This window comes from Methylobacterium sp. CM6241 (genome assembly GCF_054817845.1).
On the sequence record NZ_CM139246.1, the window covers coordinates 1,378,023 to 1,396,068 of the forward strand.

The following is an 18,046-nucleotide window of genomic DNA, read 5'->3' on the forward strand; positions in this document are numbered from 1 at the left end:
CCTCTTCGACACGGGTCTTGCCCATCCGTGCCGCTTTGGGCAACCGCAGGGAGACCGGACAGGCGGCCTTCGATGCCCTCGGCTCCGATCAGAACAGCGCCGGGACGAACATATCCTGCGGAACTGGCTGGCGGGCGTAATCCTCGTGGCGCATGCGCTCGGGCAGATGCACCGGCGGGTGCTCCACGTCACCATAGGGGATCTGCGTGAGGAGATGGCTGATGCAGTTGAGGCGGGCCTTCTTCTTGTCCACGGCCTCGACCACCCACCACGGCGCCTCGGGAATGTGCGTGCGGGCGAGCATCACTTCCTTCGCCTTGGTATAATCCTCCCAACGGCGACGGGATTCGACGTCCATCGGTGAGAGCTTCCACTGTTTCAGGGGATCGTGGATGCGCATGTTGAAGCGCAGTTCCTGCTCCTGATCGGTGATCGAGAACCAGTATTTCAGCACGATGATGCCGGACCGCACCAGCATGCGCTCGAATTCCGGCGCGGACTGGAAGAACTCTTCGTACTGGTCCGGGGTGCAGAACCCCATCACGCGCTCGACGCCGGCGCGATTGTACCAGGAGCGGTCGAACAGCACGATCTCGCCGCCCGCCGGCAGATGCGCGACGTAGCGCTGGAAATACCATTGCGTGCGCTCGCGCTCGCTGGGAGCCGGAAGCGCGGCAACGCGACAGACGCGCGGATTGAGACGCTGGGTGATGCGCTTGATGGCCCCGCCCTTACCAGCCGAATCTCGCCCTTCGAAGATCACGACCACGCGGAGCTTCTGGGCCTGGACCCAATCCTGCAGACGAACCAGCTCGTGTTGGAGCCGAAACAGCTCACGGAAATAGACTCGCCGGTCCATGCTGGGCGGACGCGGGCTTGCATCGATTTCGCTAACCAGTCGCTCAAGGCGCTCGTCTTCTAGTTCCATCTCCAATTCTTCATCGAAGTCGTCGGCCATCTCTCGACGAATAGCCTCGATATCGAAAGGACGAGTCCCGGCGCGCGTGCCGTCCATAACATTGCCTTCCTGATGAATGGGAATGATCCAGGCCCTTGGATCACAACTGCATGACAGTAAGGAGACCTCCTCGGCGACGGCAACGAGCTCCCTAGAGCCTGTATTGGCCTGCATTCTCATGCGGGATTGTCGAGGGCATTTTTGGCCGGGAGGACGGCGACGCAAGCGAGCCGTCTGGTTGCGACATCCAGGGCGTTCGGCACGTTGTCGGTGCGGGCCGCCCCAATGGCGAAGCCCACCGAAGATTCATTCAACGTCTCGGCGCTGTTCCAGCACGACATCCTTCGACAAGCTCAAGATGAGGGCAGCTCTGATCCGGCGGCTTCTCGATGGCGGGGTGGCGCGTGCCCTGGATCAGGCACCAATCCTGGCGGCGCTCGACCGTGAGGCACCGTCGAATTTGGCTGAGTGCAGGCTGGACCATCTCTTTTTGCCGTCATCAGGGGCAGCCAGCGCAACGCGATCCTGCACGTTCGCTGAAGCCAGGACATGCCCTTCGGCATCGATCAACGCCACGCGTTTGTGCCCAGCCAGCTTCTGGGTGCCGTCGTAGCCGCGCAGCCCTGCACGCCAATGCAGGTGACGCTTTTCTCCGGGCTACGACGAAACTTCGCGGCTACACACAACCTGTCTGTTTCAAACATTCGCCCGGTTTCGGATTTCATCCGTTCTCCGCCGCCACTCCAGACGGCGTACTATCCCCGCGTGCCCCAGCGCACGCCCATCCGGCTCGGGGCGGCCGCATCGGGGCCGATCGGGGGACCGCTCGGCCGGGCGACCGGCGGGGAGGACGGCTCTGCGGCCTCCTCCTCTGAAGCGGTGAAGGCCTCCTTCGAGAACTGGCCCGCCTTGCGGAAGGTCCAGAGGTAGCCGGGCACGATGGCGGCCATCGCGGTGGGCAGGATGCCGAGCCCGTCCAGCGTGCGGCCTTCCGCCTTGGCGGCTTCCGAGACCACGTTGTCGGTCTGGAGCAGCGTGACCTGGTCGCGGGTGAGCTTGAGGCTGTCCGGCAGCAGGCCGAGGCTCAGCGTGTCCACGGTCTCGATCACGCGGGCCTGCAGCATGGCGATGGGCTTGGGCAGGTCGACGACGAGGCGGCGGCGGCGGGTGGTCTTCAGCATATAGCGGACGAGGCCGTCGAGGGTCTCGACCTCCGGGCCGCCGAGTTCGTAGACGCGGCCGGCCTCGGCCTGCCCGTCCACCGCGCGGGCCACGGCCTCGGCCACATCGCCGACGAAGACCGGCTGGAAGCGCGTCTCGGCTCCGGCGAGGGGGAGGACCGGGAGCACGCGGGCGAGCGACGCGAAACGGTTGAAGAAGCTGTCTCCGGGGCCGAAGACCAGGGAGGGACGCAGGACCACAGCCCGGGGCTGGGCCGCCAGCACCTTCGCCTCGCCCAGCGCCTTCGAGCGCGCGTAGAGAGAGTCGGAATGCGGGTCCGCCCCGATAGCCGAGACGTGGACCAAGGGCGCGCCGATTGCGGCGGCGGCACGGGCGATCTCGCCCGCCCCTTCAGCCTGAAGCGTGAGGAATCCCTGCCTGCCGGTCTCCTGGAGGATGCCGACGAGGTTCACCACCGCGTCGGCTCCCTCCACCGCCCTGGCGATGGAATCCGGGTAGCGCAGGTTCGCCTGCACGGCGACGATCTGCCCGACCTTGCCGAGAGGCTGCAGGAACAGGGCGAGGTCCGGCCGCCGGACCGCGACCCGGATACGGTAGCCGCGCTTGGCCAGCGCCCGCACCACATGGCGTCCGAGGAAGCCCGAACCGCCGAAGACGGTGACCAGCTGCGATGACGGACGCGGCAATGACGGTCCGGCGAAAGGAGAGGTCGAAGCGTCGAAGCCGGTCATCGCCTGGTTCCCACCTGTCATCCGAGATGCCCTGCCACGCCCTGTCCGGGCCGGGGCCGAGTCTCTGTCCGTCACCACTGAACGCGGGATTACCATCGCTCGCGCATCGATAGCTAGGGCCGTTGACCGCAGCGCGGGAGGCCCAGGCGGCGATGAAACATTCGGCGAGGGAAAACCCCCGATACCTTGTCGTTCACGGAGGGGCCGGCGGTCGGCACCCTGTGGCGAAGGTCGGCTCCGCGACGCGTCCGATGCACCCCGGGTGATCGTCTCACCGAGGCGAGGTCGACGGGGGGAAATAGAATGTTCTCGCTGAACGGCTGCGTATCGAAAGATTGTCCTTGTCTGCGGCAAGAAAATGTATTTCCATTCCTTTGACTATAGGTCCGGTTTGTAAGAGATTTCATCTATCAAAGATGAAGCACAAGCAGTGAATGATAATATGCTTGCTGCAATAATGTATTCAACTGAGGCTTTCGCTCCAGATGAATGCCTGGTTTCTCACATTCGCGGATAGAACTATGACCCGCCCGAGCCATCGCCCTCCGGAGCCGATCCGTTTTGCCTATTGGGTGCCGAACGTGTCCGGTGGCCTTGTCATCAGCAAGATCGAACAACGCACGAGCTGGGAAGCGGATTACAATCGCCGCCTCGCACAGATCGCCGAGGAGGCGGGGTTCGACTACGCCCTGACGCAGATTCGCTTCACCGCCGGTTACGGCGCCGAGTACCAGCATGAATCGGTGGCGTTCAGCCACGCCTTGCTGGCTGTGACCACGAAGCTCAAGGTCATCGCCGCGCTCCTGCCCGGCCCCTGGAACCCGACCATCGCCGCCAAGCAGATCGCGACGATCAGCCAACTCACCAACGGGCGCATCGCCATCAACGTCGTGTCGGGCTGGTTCTCCGGTGAGTTCCGCGCCATCGGCGAGCCCTGGCTCGACCATGACGAGCGTTATCGCCGCTCGGAGGAGTTTATCCGCTCCTTGCGCGGGATCTGGACGCAGGACGACTTCACCTTCCGCGGCGATTTCTACCGCTACACCAACTACACCCTGAAGCCGAAGCCGGCCGACCCGCAGCCCGAGATCTTCCAGGGTGGCTCGTCCCGCGCGGCGCGCGACATGGCGGCCCGCGTCTCCGATTGGTACTTCACCAACGGCAACACGCCGGAGGGGATCCGGGCGCAGGTGGACGACATCCAAGCCAAGGCCTCGGCCAACGGCCATTCGGTGAAGGTCGGCGTCAACGCCTTCGTCATCGCCCGCGACACCGAGGAAGAGGCCCGCGCCGTCCTCCAGGAGATCATCGACAACGCCGATCCCGATGCGGTGAAGGCCTTCGGCCACGAGGTGAAGAACGCCGGCAAGGCCTCTCCGGAAGGGGAGGGCAACTGGGCGAAATCGAGCTTCGAGGATCTCGTCCAGTACAATGACGGCTTCAAGACCAACTTGATCGGCACGCCCGACCAGATTGCCGAGCGTATCGTGGCCCTGAAGGATGCCGGCGTCGACCTCGCGCTCCTCGCCTTCCTGCACTTCCAGGAGGAGGTCGCCTATTTCGGCGCGCACATCATCCCGAAGGTGAGGGCGCTCGAAGCCGCGCGCGAGCGTCGGGCCGAGGCCGCCTGAGCGGCCTTTCCAGCGCCAGCTGACGACAGCCGCGCATCCCCTCTCCCCGCAGGCGGGGAGAGGGCCGCGACGACCTCGTCGTCGGCGCGGCGAGGCGGCATCCGCCGGTGAGGGGGCTCGTCCGGAGGAGCCTCTTTCGGAATCGCCCCCTCACCCTCGCTTCGGCCTCGCCTCCGCTTGCCTCGCCCCCGACGAGAGGGGGATCCGGCTGAGGTCTTCAAACGCCCGTTCAAACCAGCCCATCGCCTGCCCGGTACCCTGGAGCCATCCATGAACATCGCTGTCAGCGCCCAGTCGCTCGAAACCGCCCGGGGCGCGCCGCCGGTTCCCCGTCCGGCATCCCCCGCCCATGTCATCCGCGACGATGCCGAGGCGATCCGCGTCGCCCATGCCCTCGCCAAGGAGTTCCGCGAGGGCGCGTCCGAACGCGACCAGACCAACCGGCGGCCCTATGCCGAGCTCGACGCGTTCTCGCAGAGCGGGCTGTGGTCGATCAACGTGCCCAAGGCCTTCGGCGGGCCGGAGGTGTCCTATAAGACCCTGGCGCAGGTCGTCGCCATCATCTCGGCCGCCGACCCCTCGATCGGCCAGATCTCGCAGAACCACCTCGGCATCGTGGCGGCGATCCGTACGGTATCCGACCCGGAGCAGCAGGCGCTGCTGTTCGGCGAGGTCCTGAAGGGCACCCGCTTCGGCAATGCCTTCTCGGAGATCGGCACCCCGCGCGCCACCGACTTCAAGACCCATTTCGTCGACGACGGCGAACACGTCATCGTGCGCGGCAAGAAGTTCTATTCGACGGGGGCATTGCTCGCCCATCTCGTCCCCATCGTCGCCCTCGACGGCGAGGGGCGCGCCTGGTACGCCATCGCCGACAGGGGCGCCCCCGGCCTCACCGTCATCGACGACTGGTCGGCCTTCGGCCAGCGGACCACGGCGAGCGGCACCGTCCTCATCGACGACGTCCGTGTGCCCAAGACCCATCTCGTTCCGGCCTGGAAGGGCTACGAGCAGCCGCGCTCCGATGGAGCCGTCTTCCAGATCATCCAGGCGGCGGTGGATGCCGGCATCGCCCGCGAGGCCATCGATGACACCATCGCCTTCGTCCGCACCAAGACCCGCCCCTGGGTCGATAGCGGCCAGGACCGCGCCTCCGACGATCCCTATACGATCCAGGCGATCGGCGAGCTGACGATCCGACTCCATGCGGCCGAAGCCATCCTCGACAAAGCCGGCCTCGCCCTCGACGAAGCAGTGGCCAACCCGAGCGCGGAGACGGTGGCTGCGGCCCAGCTCGCCGTCGCCGAATCGAAGGTGCTCACCACCGAGATCGCCGTGCAGGCGAGCAGCAAGCTATTCGAGCTCGCCGGCACCCGCTCGACCCTGGCCGAGAGCAACCTCGACCGGCACTGGCGCAACGCCCGCACCCACACCCTCCACGACCCGGTGCGCTGGAAATACGCGATCATCGGCAACCACGCCCTCAACGGCGTGAACCCGCCGTTCCACGCCTGGAGCTGACGGAAGGAGTCGGACGAAGGGCGCTCGTGCCTGAACCCACCATTTCGTCGTGAAATGGTGACCCGTCCGCTTTCCAACGACGAACGAAGGAAGCGGACGTTCTCCCCGAAATGGCCGAGCTCTGTTTTGCGCAGGAAGCGAATGGCAGCAGCCACCCTACGGCCTCGCGCCCGAGGGAGCGCCCGCCGAGGTACAAAGGGCCAGCCACAGGGGCACTCTCGTGGCTGATCGAGAAATGCCTCGATAGCGCCAAATGGTCAGACCTCAGCGTCTCCACGCGCAGGCGGCATACGGTGTACCGCGCCATCCAGGAAACTGCCGGTTCGGAGACTCTGACCACCATAGATCGGAGGGTGATTCTCGCCGGCCGGGATAAGCGCCGCGACAAGCCGCACGCCGCCAACACATTCCTGAAGGCCATGCGTGGCCTCTTCGGTTGGGCCACGGATCGGGGGCTTGTCCCGGTCGCCCCGACCCTCAACGTCAAGCTGTTGACGGGCGCGAACGACGACGTGCGCTTCCATAGCTGGACGGAGGACGAACTAGTCCGGTTCGAAGCGAAGTGGCCGGTCGGCACCCGCCAGCGCCTCGCCTTCGACGTGTTGCTCTATACGGGCCTCAGGCGCGGCGATGCGGTGAAGATCGGTTGCCAGCACGTCCGGAGCGGGGAGCTGTCGATTCGCACGGAAAAGACGGGAAACGTCGTCCTGCGGCCAATCCTCCCGATGCTGGCCGAGCCGACCGCAGCGCCGCCGACCGGAGATCTCACCTTCATCATCAGCGAGCACGGCCGGGCCTTCACGAAAGAATCGTACGGGAACTGATTCAACAAGATCTGTCGTGATGCCGGCGGGCGGGGTCAACGCACGGTCTACGGAACTCCGGCGCGCCGTGCTGCCAAAGCTGGAGCTACGGTGGCCCAGCGCAATGCTCTCTATGGGTGGACGCCCGGAAGCCGGGAAAGCGCGGTCTACACACGCACCGCCGAAAAAGTCCGGCTGGCCCGCTCGGCGCTCATTTATCCCTGACCTACTACCCTGGTGCGGGAGCCGATCGGGATAATCCAGCGAAACTACGGGCTTAAAAAAATAGATGGTGCCCAGGGACGGAGTCGAACCGCCGACACTGCGATTTTCAGTCGCATGCTCTACCAACTGAGCTACCTGGGCCCCCGCCGAAGCGCTTGGCGCCGTCGACTGGAGCGGGGGTATAGTGAGGTGGCGGGGCCCTGTCCAGCCTCCTTTGCGCGCTTCGTGCGATGGAATCGGCTCAGGACGAACGCGGCGGGTCCTCGTCCTCGGTTTCGTCCTCCTCGGTGGGGATCGCGTAGCGGTCGGTGAGCCAGCGGCCGAGGTCGATATCGGCGCAGCGGGCCGAGCAGAAGGGCTGGAATTCCGGCTGTGCGGGCTTGCGGCAGATCGGGCACGGCTCCGGCTTCGGCTTGATGGGAACGGCCCGGCTCATGCCATCGCCCCCCAGCCTTGCCGCACGGGAAAGCCCTCGCCTTCGAGAAGGCTGATCGTCTCGTAGAGTGGCAGGCCGACGACGGCGCTGTGCGAGCCGACGAGCTTGACCACGAAGGTACCGGCGAGACCCTGGATGGCGTAGCCGCCCGCCTTACCCCGCCACTCGTCCGAGGCGATGTAGCGCTCGATGTCGCGGCCGGAGAGACGCTTGAACCGCACCCGCGTCTCCACCACACGCTCGCGGCGGCTTCCCTTGGGCGAGAGCACGCAGACCGCCGTGTAGACACGATGCTGGCGCCCGGAGAGCAGGCGCAGGCAATCGGTGGCCTCGTCGGCCAGTTCCGCCTTCGGCAGGACGCGCCGTCCCACGGCCACCACCGTATCGGCCGCGACGATGTAGCTGTCGCGCATGTCGTCGCGGCGGCGGGCGGCGTCCCCCGCCACGTCGAGTTTGGCCCTGGCGAGGCGTCGTGCGAACTCGCGCGGCGCTTCCGATTTGTGGGGGGTCTCGTCGACATCGGCGGGAAGCAGGGCGTCGGGCTCGATGCCCGCTTGCTGCAGCAGCGCCAGCCGGCGCGGTGAGGCGGAGGCGAGAACGAGGCGAGGGCCCCGGCGCGGCGTCTCGCCGGAGGCGTCATTCATCGTGGCGTGCGTGCCGCCCTGCGCGGAAGAGATATCCATTGGTGCTTTTTGACAATCCGCAGGCTGGGGGAGAGGGCGGGCCGACCCGGTCGCGAGCGGCCCGCTTGGCGTGCCGGATCGACATGCCGGACCGGCCGGTACGCTATCGGAAAGCCCGCTCCTTGGAAACGCAAACCGTCGCGCCGCGCCCTCGCCAGGCCGTGGACAAAGCGGGCCGCTCTGATATGGTCCGCTCTGCTGGACGAGTGGAGGCTGTCGAGGCCTTCCCGCAACCGGCATGCGGGCGTAGTTCAGTGGTAGAACGTCAGCTTCCCAAGCTGAATGTCGTCGGTTCGATCCCGATCGCCCGCTCCAACTAACTCGTTGAAGCGTCAGATTTTCTGGCCCCCTTCCGCTGATCTCGCGTTCCCCATGTTCGCCATCGCGTTCCCCAAGGCCTGTTCAGGCCCCGTTCTTCACGGCCCGATGCGCGACCTGAAGATTCGCTACCACCCGTGATTTTCCGTCCGCGCCGCGCGAGTAGCGCTGCGTCGTCGATGTCCGTGCGTGCGCCGCAGCCGACCCGATGTGGTCGAGATCGGCGCCCGCTCAGGACGATATGCGGTGGATCTCAGGCCGCGGCGTCGACGGCCTGGTCGGTGTTCGCGTCGACGGCCGGGGTGAACACGAGTTGGTAATTCCGTTCGTAAGCTTCCCGACGGGCCATCAGGGCGTCGATGTTCTCCGGGGTGCCCGGGGCGGGGTCGCCGCACGCGTCGCCGATGCCGGACCAGTCGCCGATGACGGCGCGGGCGTACCGGGTCAGGCTGAGGGATGAGCGCTTTATGCGCCCTGTCCCATGACGAGCGACACCGGCTGTCCGCGACAGGTCTCGACAGCAGTGAACCCGCGGGAGCGCAGTTCAACCTCCATGTCGTGACAATCCCACAGATGCCCGCCACTCCGGGCCAACCGCAGGGCCGCCAGTGCGGCTCCGATGGGCTCCGCCGGCGGGCCATAGAGCCCCACGACCAGATATCCCTTCGGTCGGAGAGCAGCCGTCAGTCGATCGAGCGCTGTCCGGGCCGCGTCCTGCGAAAGGAAGGGCGTCGGGAGCCATGTCAGCGAGTAGCCCGCCACTTCATCGAAACGGGTCACATCCTGCAGGCGAAGTTCGATGCGGCTGCCAAAAGGGCTCGCCGCCACGTTCTCGCGGGCCAAATCGAGGGCGGGCTTCCAGATGTCCAAACCAACGACATGCAGCGAAGGCCATTGCGCAGCCGCCTCCAGGGCGATGCCGGCGACACCGGTGCCGACGTCCAGGAAATGCCCGCCAAGCGCGGCCGCGAGCGCTGGACGCTCCGCCGCCAAGGCTGCCAAGCGCCGTACGACGCCGCGCGAGGCTTGGCCTTGGGCCTGCAGCATCGCAGGATCGCTGACCTGCCAGAGCGGAGGCCTGTCCGGATGCTCGAGCAGATCCCGTGCTTCCTCCAGCGCGTGGGTGGCGGATGTCAGCAGAGCGGACATCCGCTCCTGATCGAGCTCATCCAGGCCTCCCGGCACCAAGGCGGCGACCGCATCGAGCAGACGGCGCTCTACCTCCGGATGAACCTTTGCCGCTCCTTGCCGCACGCGTAAGACCGCACCGATCACGGCGAGCCCCCTTGCCTCATCTCCCATTTGCCGCAGCTTGCGTTCGACAGCATGGACGTTCATCGGGGACCACCAGTGCGACGATCGCGACACTTGGTCGTGACCTGTGAATGAGAAGGATCTCGCATGATTGCGACCGATCCGATGTGCCTGGATCAAGATCGATTCATGCGCGCGGAGATGACCGGCCGGCGATCATTCGAAATTTCGTAGACGACAAGCGCGCTTGAGCCTGGAGCACTGACAAAAATTCTGATGATGCCGATATGATGCTATGCATCTGCTCGACGATGCATGAAATCATCCGTTCTCGGCTCACGGCATCACGCAGGATGGCGCCAAGACCTGGGACAATCGTGTCGATGACCGAGCATCCAGGAACCGCCATCCTGCCGATATCCTCACCGCGAACGCCGTCCGTCGGCGCGGCGCATGGCTGCGCTACGATGATAGGCCGTGAGCCTGGTGGATCATCTGTGCAGCCCGCTCCCCGATGATGGCGCAGGGCGCTTGAGTATTCCCCGTGGTCACACGCGGCATGACCGAGGCATCTGCGATACGCAGGGATTCGATCCCGTAAACCTTCAGCGACGCATCGACGACCGACATCGCGTCACGGCCCATCTTGGCCGTGCAGCTCTGGTGCCAGTAGGTCACCGCGGCATCACGGACGAACTCTTCGCGCGCGTCACCCTTGAGGTCGCCGGGCACGGCCTCGTTGCGGACAAAGGGCCGGAACGCGTGAGCATTTCCCAATTGGCGGCAGAGATCGACGCATCTGAGGGCCGTTGCCATATCCGCGGGCTCGGACATCATGTTGGCCTCGATCGCCATCGGCACCGAGGGGTCGGCGCTCGTCAGACGCAGCCGGCCGCGGCTCGCCGGATGCGCGAGACCGGCGAACATCGTCCAGCCATGTGCCGGCACACCGCGCGCCGAGGTCCGCTCGCTGGGGACGGGAAATTCGACTTGGCAGAACAACACGTCCGGCGCATCGAGTTCCGGACGACTCTTCCAGTACAGGGTGGCCTCGCTGCCGCTGTTACGCGGGGCGATAGGCTCTTCGTAATTCCAGATGCATCCGAAGGACACGTGGTCTTGAAGGTTTTGCCCGACGCCCGGCAGATGCTGCAGCACCGGTATTCCCATACGGGTCAGTTCCGCCTGATCTCCGATGCCCGAATGCATCAGGACCTTGGGCGTCTGGATCGCGCCCAGTGACAGCACGACCTCGGACCGCGCGTGGATCGTGAGGACCTGCCCGGCGCGAACCACCTCGACCCCGACGGCGCGCCGATTCTCGATCAGCACGCGCCGAACGGTCGTGTCGGTCAAGACCGTCAGGTTGAGGCGGTCGAGCCAGGGGCGGATATAGGCCCGGTAAAGCGACTGGCGCCGGCCGTCGCGGACCAGCATGTCCGAGATGGAGGCGCCGCCCGGCCCCTCCATCATCAGGCCGTTCGGGTGCTCGAAGGTCGGGATACCGATCTCGCGGGCGGCATCGAGCATCGCGTATGCAATGGGACTGGGATCAGAGGCGGGCTGGACCCAGACCGGCCCCGATTGGCCGCGATAGGCGGGATCGGGCGTCCCCTGCCAATTCTCGATCCGACGGTAGATCTCGAGGACATTGTCGTAACCCCAGCCGGGATCGCCAGCCTCTTCGGCGAAGAAATCCCAGTCGCTGCGATGCCCGCGCGCCCACACCATGACGTTGATGCTGGAGCCACCCCCGAGACCTTTGCCCATCGACATCGACAGGGCACGACCGTTCAGATGCGGGTTCGGTTGCGCCTGGAAACCCCAATCCCGCTCGCTGCCCAGATTGGCGGGCCATTGAGCGGGGTCGAGCACAGCCTCCGCGTCATCGCTGCCGCCGGCTTCGATCAACAGCACCTGCGCTTCGGAGTTCTCCGCGAGCCGCCGTGCGACGACGGAGCCCGACGCGCCAGCGCCGCACACGATGAAATCGTAGTGCGGCTTCAACTCGGCGATCAGGCGCCCTTGGTTCTCCCGCGCACGACGAGACAAATCCCGGTCTTCATCAAAGGGGTGGCTCACCATTTCATGCCTCCTCTTCCGTAAAACTGTGGTCACTAGGGACAAAGACAGTCTCCCCCGGTCTTTGGTGGCTTCCGCTGCGAAATGCTGAAGTTGCTTGGATTCGGCTTCGGGAGACGGTGCACCCGTCTGAGGCTCTTAGCTGAACCGCTACAGGGAAGCGTCGCTATATCAAATCTATCAGATTTAGCAAATATGCCAATTTTGCGCGGGGACGGCTTCCCTGCTAGGGCTCGTTTTTTGCTGCCGACGGCGCCGTTCGCGTCGGCGGGATCAGCAGGTGGACACAGTGAAGGCGATGGAGAAGGACATCCTCACCACGGCCCAGACGGCCAAGCTGCTCGGCGTTTCAGTCCGCACAGCTCAGCTGCTCATCGAGGGGGGCTCGGTTCCGTCTTGGAAGACGCCGGGTGGGCATCGCCGTGTGTATCGGACGGATATCGAAGCGCTCATCGAGGGTGGTGGATGTGGCACGCCCTCGGCCTCCGCCACTGTGATCGTCATCACACCGGGAGACCGAATTCGTTTCTACGAGGAAGTGTTCGCCGCCGTCCCCGAATGCGAGGCTGAGATCTTCGAAGATCTGCATGCTGCGCTGTTCGCGCTCGGCTCGGCCCGTCCCCATGCCATCGTGGTCGATCTTGCGGACGGGGATGTCGAACGGTCCTGCCTCCTGCACAGCCTCGTGGCCAACCCATCCTTAGGTCACAGCCGTATTTTGGCCGTGGGTGCCTCCGTGCCGCCGGAAAGGTCCGATGGGCTCGGTCGTGTGATCGCCATCGATACCCCCGAACAGGCGGTGGCGGCCATCCGCCGATCGTTGGCCGATACGGGGCAGACGGCACTGCCGTCCGGGGCCTTGCCCTTCCCGGTCGCCCTCAACGAGGGCCAGAGGCTTGTGGCGTTGGAACGATCCGGGCTCCTGGGCACGGCACCCGAGGAGACCTTCGATCGCCTGACATGGCTTGCCAGCCAGACACTGAAAGCACCGATCTCGCTGCTGACCCTACTCACGCCGACGCAGCAATGGTTCAAGTCACGCCTTGGGCTCGACCTTCCGGAGACGCCGCGGAGTTGGGCGTTCTGCAACTATACCATTCTGCAAAAAGGGGTCTTCTCGGTGGAGGATCTCGCAAAGGACCCTCGATTCAGCAGTAATCCGGCCGTTGCGGGCGATCCTGGGTTCCGCTTCTACGCGGGCGTTCCCGTCCTCGACAACGAAGGTTTCCCCGTCGGCTCGCTCTGCGTGATCGACTACAAGCAGCGCGTGCTCGACGAGCGTGAGGCGCAGGCTCTGTCGGCGCTTGCCGCTCTGGCCTCCTCCGAGGTCCGCCTGCGGGCGACCGAACGGCAATTGCGCGAGGCCCTCCGAAGGGAGGGACGGCATGACTCGGCCCGAGGCCGCGATCCTGCTGCGCAGCATGCGGTGAAACCTCCCGCCCGATCTCTGACTTGAGGGCGCAGGGCGAGTCATGGGTGAGGTTGCCCGCCTTTCTTCAAATCTCCCCTTTGGTGCAGCGTCCCGCGTCTTCGTCGAGCGACCCGTTAGGCCGTCTGCGGCTCAATCCGGCCGGGTGATCGAAGCAATTCCGCTGTTGCAGAGCATGACGATTCCGCGGCGCGATCTTATTCCTACGTGTATCGCGCAGTAGCCCATTTCAGAAGCGCGTCCAGCATCGGGCACAACGATTGCCCCCACTCCGTGAGGCTATACTCGACTTTCGGCGGAACCTGATGGTGGACGAGGCGTGTCACGATTCCGTCTGCTTCCAACCCTCGTAACTGCTGAACCAGCATCTTTTGTGAAATCGCCGGGATCGCGCGCTCGAGATCGGAGAACCGGAGACGCTGAATGACGAGTGCCCACGCAAGACCGGCCAACCTGCTGGACCGTGTGGAATTCGTCGCGGCGGACCTGCGTCATCCGCCGGATGCTCCGACTTGGCCCGGGCAGCGATTGCGGCGTTCGGGGGTGTCGACATCATCGTCAACGTACTCGGCGGCTCGAGCGCCCCGGGCGGCGGCTTTTCGGCGCTCGACGACGAGACCTGGGACAGGGAGATACAACAGAACCTGATGGCGGCGGTCCGCCTCGACCGAGCCCTTGTCCCTGCCATGGTCGAGCGTGGGCACGGAATCGTCGTGCATGTCACGTCGATCCAGCGCCAGCTCCCCCTGCCGGAATCGACCACCGCCTACGCCGCGGCGAAAGGCGCGCTCTCCACTTACAGCAAGGCCTTGTCCAGGGAGGTCACGCCCAAGGGCGTCAGGGTCGTTCGCGTATCTCCGGGATGGGTCGAGACCGAAGCATCGATCCAGCTGGCGGAACGCCTCGCGGCCGAAGCGGGGACGGATTATGAAGGGGGCAAGCAGATCATCATGAACAGCATTGGCGGCATCCCACTCGGACGCCCCGCAAAGCCCCAGGAAGTCGCGAGTCTGATCCTGTTCCTCGTATCACCCCATGCGTCCTCGATCAGCGGGACCGAATACGTCATCGATGGGGGCACGATACCGACCGTGTGAGGAAGGCGCGACGCCCCAGCCGAAGGAGACGCGCAAGTCTTGCCGAAGGACCGGTCTTGCCAGATCTCCCGGCTCCAAGAGTGCTCACGAAACTCCCGGCCACGGTCGGCCCTCGCTCGGAGCACGACGGCGCAAAGGCAGTTCTGTGAGAGATACTGAGACGCCGTTGTACATTGGGCCGTCATGCGAGCCTAACCTCGCGCGACGACTTGGCTGCGCCGCTCTGTGACCTTCATCACGGACGATCCGGTCCATGAAGAGCCATAGGGCGAGGCATCGCGCCGACACGAGGCTGCAGGACGGATCGGACGATGACGGTGAAACAGAGCAGTGCCTTCGGCGGGAGTACCCGTTCCGGTGCGAAGAAGACCCTGGGGGCGACGCTGCGCGCGGAGCGCCGTCCTCGCAGATCCGGTCCGAGGTTCGACCGTCGACGTATCGCTTGTCTGCGAAGTCTGGTCCCGAACGTGCGCCCGGCCTCGCGACTTCAGGGGGCGCTGTCGTGAGCACGCCACACAGGCTCACCCGCATCCTGGCGGCCAATCCTTTCTTCGCCGAACTGGGCCAGGAAGCCATCCAAAGCATCGCCGGCCTGTGCAGGACAGTGAGCGTCGCGCGAAACGAGGTACTTTTCCAGAAGGGCGATCCGGGCGATGCTCTCTACGCGATCCGTCGCGGGCAGATCCGCATCGCCGCTTGCAGCGAGGAGGGGCGGTCCGTGACGCTGAATCTCCTCGGGGCCGGCGATGTCTTCGGCGAGATTGCCCTTCTGGACGGCCATGCCCGCACCGCAGAGGCCGTCGCACTCGAGGCGACGGATCTCTTCGTCATCGAGCGGCGGGACTTCCTCGGCCTTCTCACGCATGACGCAACGCTGGCGGTACGGATCATCGAATTCCTGTGCCAAAGACTGCGCTGGATGAGCGAGCGGATGGAGGAAGCCACGCTGCTTCCCCTCGACGCTCGATTGGCACGCCGACTGATCATGTTGTCCGAGGATTACGGTGCCGAGATTCAGGTGACGCAGCAAGAGCTTGCTGCTTATGTTGGCGCGGCGCGGGAAAGCGTGAACCGCGTTCTTCAGGATTGGCGCCGGTCCGGCATCATCGATCTTGGGCGTTCACGCGTGAATGTGAAGTTCGCACAGCGTCTGGCGGCCCTCGGCGGTCCGTCCCGGATCTGAAGCGGCAGAAGGGATCCAACCCATGAAAAACCCGGCACGAGTCGCGGCGGCACTCGCGGCCAGCATCGTCCCCGGTATCGCCCTTGCCCAAACGCGCTGCACGGAAACGACACGCTTCGATCCGCCCCTGCGGGTCCTGCATTGCACGGATGGTCTTTCACTGGAAACCGAGCGGTCGGCCACGCTGCGGCCGATCGATCGGAACGGCGACGGGCAACTGGAAGGCGCCGAGATCGGCGGCCGCGCCGTTCTGGTGACCCTGCCGCCCCGTTCGCGTCCCCGGAAGGGCGGCTTCCAGATCCTCACGCCCCACGCGATTGCCTCCGTGCGCGGCACGGTCTACGCCGTCGATGTGACCGACGCCAAAACGGCGGTGTTCGTGGCTCGCGGCCATGTCGTCGTCGCGCGCCGTAACGCGCCGGGCGTTTCCGTCACGCTGGCCCCGGGTGAGGGCGTCGATGTCGACGGGGACCAGGGGCCCCTGGACGTGCGGCGGTGGCCGCAGGAACGCGTCAGAGGTTTGCTGGAACGCTTCGGGCAGTGAAAGCAGCGGGCCTGATGCAGGGGCGTGAGCCGATCTCGAACCGCCGTCGGGTGACCCGGCGCTTCGTCCTCCTTGCGTTGGTGACCGCTTTTGGCTGGAGCGGCTGGCTCGCCCATCTGCACATCGCCGGGCGGGCGACGCCACTCGACCACGTCGAGGCGGCCATGACGGACCTGCGCATGCGGCTGGCCGGTCGGCGCGCACCCCCCGAAGAGATCGCGATCGTCGCCATCGACGACGAGATCGTCCGCCGGGACGGAGGCTTCCCCATCTCGCGCGCGACGATGGCGCGGCTGATCGAGACGATCGCCGCCGCCCGCCCGCGCGCGCTCGCCGTGGATGTTCTGTTCCTGGAAAACGGGCGCCAGCCGGAGGCGGATCGTGCCCTCGCCGCTGCCCTTGCCAAAGTGCCCGCCGTGTTGGCGGCGGCGGCCGTTTTCAACGAGGTGACGAACGAGGACGGTATCCCGGTCGCCACCGCCGTGCACCGGCCGATACCGGGGATCGGCGCGACCGCGCTGTCGGGGATCGTCAATGTGTCCGAGGACGCTGCGGGCGTGCCGCGGCACCTTCCCCTGGTTGCGATGACGGATGAGGGCGTGGCCACGGCTTTCGTCCTGCGCGCGGCGGCCCTGGCCGCCCAGACCGATCCGGTCCTGGGCGAGGGGCAGGTCCGGATCGGCTCTGCCGTCATCCCGCTCGATCTCGGCTATCATCTTCCTCTTCGTCCCTATGGGCCGCGGCGCACGATCCGGACCCTCAGCGCCGCCGCGCTCCTGGATGGTACGGCAGCGGTGGCATCTCTGAGCGACCGTATCGTCGTGATCGGCGCGACGGCACTCGGAGGCAGCGACACCTTTGCCACGGCGTTCGATCCGGTGATGCCCGGCGTCGAACTGCTGGCGACCGGCATCGCCCACCTGACCACGGGGGACGGCCTGGTGCGCGATGCCCGCGTGCGGCGGCTCGACGCCCTGGCGGCCGTGACTCTCGCGGGCGCCGCCGTGCTTCTGATCGCGCTGGCGCCGCCTGGCCCGGCGTCCATCCTCGTGCTGATCTTGCTGGCTGCGTGGTTTGCCGTGGGCACCGTCGCCTTCAGCCATGGCATCTGGTTGAGCGCCGCCCTGCCGGTCGCAGCGGCCGGACTGCCGATGCTTCTGTGTGCGGTGGCCCGGCAGATGCTGGATCGCCACCGAGGCGTGCGGCTGGCGCAATCGGAGCAGGCCCTGCGCCAGCTTCAACCCGCAGCCCTCGCGGATCGCCTCGCCTGGGACCCGACTTATCTGGCTGAGCCCCTGGCGCGCGAGATCCCGGTTCTCTTCATCGATCTCACCGGATTCACCCGCCAGAGCGAGCGCCTTGGCCCGGTGCGCACACGCACGATCCTCAAGACGTTCCACGATCTCGTGGACGAGACGGCTTCTTCACACGGAGGTCTCGTCGTCAACTTCATGGGCGACGGCGCGATGGTCGTGTTCGGCGCATTGGACCCCGATCCGGCGCGAGCGGAAAACGCCGTGCGGGCAACCGAAGACCTCATCCGACGCACCCGGGATTGGATCGCACGCGACCTTGAGCTGGCGGGCGCAGGACGCGCGCTCGATGTGCGCATCGGCGCTCATTACGGGCCGGTCATTCTCTCGCGCCTCGGAAGCGACACCAATCAGCACATCACGGCGACAGGCGATACGGTCAACGTCGCGAGCCGCCTGCTGGCGGTGGCCTCCGAGAGAACGTCGCGCCTCGCCGTGAGCGCCGATCTGCTGAAAGCCGCCGGCATCGATACACCGGATGACATTTTCGATGAGCAACAGATTGCGGCCATCCGTGGACGCGCTCAGCCGATAGAGGTTTGGCTGCGGCACGATCCACCTCCGCCGTGATATTCTTCGAGTCGAGGCGAACGCTCAGGTATTCGTGACCCAGATCACAGAGATCAATCATCATCGAGGGCAGAGTGCTTCCACCC

At 65.7% G+C, this 18,046-nt stretch carries 14 protein-coding genes, 2 tRNA genes and 1 pseudogene; 9 read left to right on the top strand and 8 right to left on the bottom strand.

Going from position 1 to position 18,046, the window contains the following annotated elements; all coding sequences use genetic code 11:
- Positions 1–88 precede the first annotated feature (88 nt).
- Both ppk2 and ACYQR9_RS06430 read right to left on the bottom strand, forming a co-directional pair.
- Positions 89–1,015 carry a polyphosphate kinase 2 gene (ppk2, locus tag ACYQR9_RS06425; RefSeq protein WP_056428132.1) on the bottom strand — a complete coding sequence of 309 codons (927 nt, stop codon included), beginning with the start codon at positions 1,013–1,015 and terminating at the stop codon, positions 89–91.
- A gap of 698 nt (positions 1,016–1,713) precedes the next feature.
- Positions 1,714–2,871: a complex I NDUFA9 subunit family protein gene (locus tag ACYQR9_RS06430; protein ID WP_056428129.1), complete on the bottom strand. Its 1,158-nt coding sequence runs from the start codon at positions 2,869–2,871 to the stop codon at positions 1,714–1,716.
- A 521-nt stretch (positions 2,872–3,392) separates the two neighbouring features.
- On the opposite strand from ACYQR9_RS06430, the gene sfnG reads away from it, so the two are divergent.
- The 3 genes from sfnG to ACYQR9_RS06445 all read left to right on the top strand — a co-directional run bounded on the left by sfnG (position 3,393) and on the right by ACYQR9_RS06445 (position 6,847).
- Positions 3,393–4,502 carry a dimethylsulfone monooxygenase SfnG gene (gene sfnG, locus ACYQR9_RS06435; RefSeq protein WP_056428126.1) on the top strand — a complete coding sequence of 370 codons (1,110 nt, stop codon included), beginning with the start codon at positions 3,393–3,395 and terminating at the stop codon, positions 4,500–4,502.
- A 270-nt stretch (positions 4,503–4,772) separates the two neighbouring features.
- Positions 4,773–6,023, top strand: a complete 1,251-nt coding sequence (locus ACYQR9_RS06440; RefSeq protein ID WP_461229070.1) for an SfnB family sulfur acquisition oxidoreductase — start codon at positions 4,773–4,775, stop codon at positions 6,021–6,023.
- Between the two features lie 293 nt (positions 6,024–6,316).
- Positions 6,317–6,847, top strand: coding sequence for a hypothetical protein (locus ACYQR9_RS06445; RefSeq protein ID WP_461229071.1), 531 nt, complete (start codon positions 6,317–6,319; stop codon positions 6,845–6,847).
- A 269-nt stretch (positions 6,848–7,116) separates the two neighbouring features.
- On the opposite strand, the gene ACYQR9_RS06450 is transcribed toward ACYQR9_RS06445, so the two are convergent.
- The 3 genes from ACYQR9_RS06450 to ACYQR9_RS06460 form a co-directional block, all read right to left on the bottom strand.
- A tRNA-Phe gene (locus ACYQR9_RS06450) sits at positions 7,117–7,192 on the bottom strand.
- A gap of 100 nt (positions 7,193–7,292) precedes the next feature.
- Complete coding sequence (locus ACYQR9_RS06455; protein WP_311275930.1) at positions 7,293–7,487, bottom strand: DNA gyrase inhibitor YacG; 195 nt, start codon at positions 7,485–7,487, stop codon at positions 7,293–7,295.
- Complete coding sequence (locus ACYQR9_RS06460) at positions 7,484–8,170, bottom strand: Maf-like protein (protein WP_461229072.1); 687 nt, start codon at positions 8,168–8,170, stop codon at positions 7,484–7,486. The genes ACYQR9_RS06455 and ACYQR9_RS06460 overlap by 4 nt, the downstream gene beginning before the upstream one ends.
- A gap of 240 nt (positions 8,171–8,410) precedes the next feature.
- Here ACYQR9_RS06460 and ACYQR9_RS06465 point away from each other — a divergent pair.
- Positions 8,411–8,485, top strand: a tRNA-Gly gene (locus ACYQR9_RS06465).
- 468 nt (positions 8,486–8,953) lie between these two features.
- On the opposite strand, the gene ACYQR9_RS06470 is transcribed toward ACYQR9_RS06465, so the two are convergent.
- Both ACYQR9_RS06470 and ACYQR9_RS06475 read right to left on the bottom strand, forming a co-directional pair.
- Positions 8,954–9,763, bottom strand: a complete 810-nt coding sequence (locus ACYQR9_RS06470; protein WP_461229073.1) for a methyltransferase domain-containing protein — start codon at positions 9,761–9,763, stop codon at positions 8,954–8,956.
- 441 nt (positions 9,764–10,204) lie between these two features.
- A complete protein-coding gene (locus tag ACYQR9_RS06475) occupies positions 10,205–11,827 on the bottom strand; it encodes a GMC family oxidoreductase (protein ID WP_461229074.1) in 1,623 nt (540 codons plus the stop codon).
- 277 nt (positions 11,828–12,104) lie between these two features.
- Here ACYQR9_RS06475 and ACYQR9_RS06480 point away from each other — a divergent pair, with 277 nt between their 5' ends.
- The gene (locus ACYQR9_RS06480) at positions 12,105–13,280 is read left to right on the top strand and encodes a GAF domain-containing protein (protein WP_461229075.1); all 1,176 of its coding nucleotides are present in this window, start codon (positions 12,105–12,107) and stop codon (positions 13,278–13,280) included.
- A 176-nt stretch (positions 13,281–13,456) separates the two neighbouring features.
- On the opposite strand, the gene ACYQR9_RS06485 is transcribed toward ACYQR9_RS06480, so the two are convergent.
- Complete coding sequence (locus tag ACYQR9_RS06485; RefSeq protein ID WP_461229076.1) at positions 13,457–13,705, bottom strand: winged helix-turn-helix transcriptional regulator; 249 nt, start codon at positions 13,703–13,705, stop codon at positions 13,457–13,459.
- On the opposite strand from ACYQR9_RS06485, the pseudogene ACYQR9_RS06490 reads away from it, so the two are divergent.
- The 4 genes and pseudogenes from ACYQR9_RS06490 to ACYQR9_RS06505 form a co-directional block, all read left to right on the top strand.
- Positions 13,677–14,350 (top strand): annotated as a pseudogene (locus ACYQR9_RS06490) (SDR family oxidoreductase); the annotation flags it as partial. The gene ACYQR9_RS06485 and the pseudogene ACYQR9_RS06490 overlap by 29 nt on opposite strands.
- Before the next feature lie 502 nt (positions 14,351–14,852).
- Positions 14,853–15,533, top strand: coding sequence for a Crp/Fnr family transcriptional regulator (locus tag ACYQR9_RS06495; RefSeq protein ID WP_207410983.1), 681 nt, complete (start codon positions 14,853–14,855; stop codon positions 15,531–15,533).
- Positions 15,534–15,555: 22 nt separating this feature from the next.
- Complete coding sequence (locus tag ACYQR9_RS06500) at positions 15,556–16,077, top strand: FecR domain-containing protein (RefSeq protein ID WP_056428099.1); 522 nt, start codon at positions 15,556–15,558, stop codon at positions 16,075–16,077.
- Positions 16,074–17,960: a CHASE2 domain-containing protein gene (locus ACYQR9_RS06505; protein ID WP_461229077.1), complete on the top strand. Its 1,887-nt coding sequence runs from the start codon at positions 16,074–16,076 to the stop codon at positions 17,958–17,960. Before ACYQR9_RS06500 ends, ACYQR9_RS06505 begins: the two co-directional genes overlap by 4 nt.
- Positions 17,961–18,046: the final 86 nt, after the last annotated feature.

What these genes read in the sequence shown, in the direction of transcription:
- ACYQR9_RS06500 (WP_056428099.1), top strand. Translation starts at nt 15,556, where the DNA reads ATGAAAAACCCGGCACGAGTCGCGGCGGCACTCGCGGCCAGCATCGTC.
- ACYQR9_RS06430 (WP_056428129.1), bottom strand. Translation starts at nt 2,871, where the DNA reads ATGACCGGCTTCGACGCTTCGACCTCTCCTTTCGCCGGACCGTCATTG.
- ACYQR9_RS06460 (WP_461229072.1), bottom strand. Translation starts at nt 8,170, where the DNA reads ATGGATATCTCTTCCGCGCAGGGCGGCACGCACGCCACGATGAATGAC.
- ACYQR9_RS06455 (WP_311275930.1), bottom strand. Translation starts at nt 7,487, where the DNA reads ATGAGCCGGGCCGTTCCCATCAAGCCGAAGCCGGAGCCGTGCCCGATC.
- ACYQR9_RS06440 (WP_461229070.1), top strand. Translation starts at nt 4,773, where the DNA reads ATGAACATCGCTGTCAGCGCCCAGTCGCTCGAAACCGCCCGGGGCGCG.
- ppk2 (WP_056428132.1), bottom strand. Translation starts at nt 1,015, where the DNA reads ATGGACGGCACGCGCGCCGGGACTCGTCCTTTCGATATCGAGGCTATT.
- ACYQR9_RS06475 (WP_461229074.1), bottom strand. Translation starts at nt 11,827, where the DNA reads ATGGTGAGCCACCCCTTTGATGAAGACCGGGATTTGTCTCGTCGTGCG.
- sfnG (WP_056428126.1), top strand. Translation starts at nt 3,393, where the DNA reads ATGACCCGCCCGAGCCATCGCCCTCCGGAGCCGATCCGTTTTGCCTAT.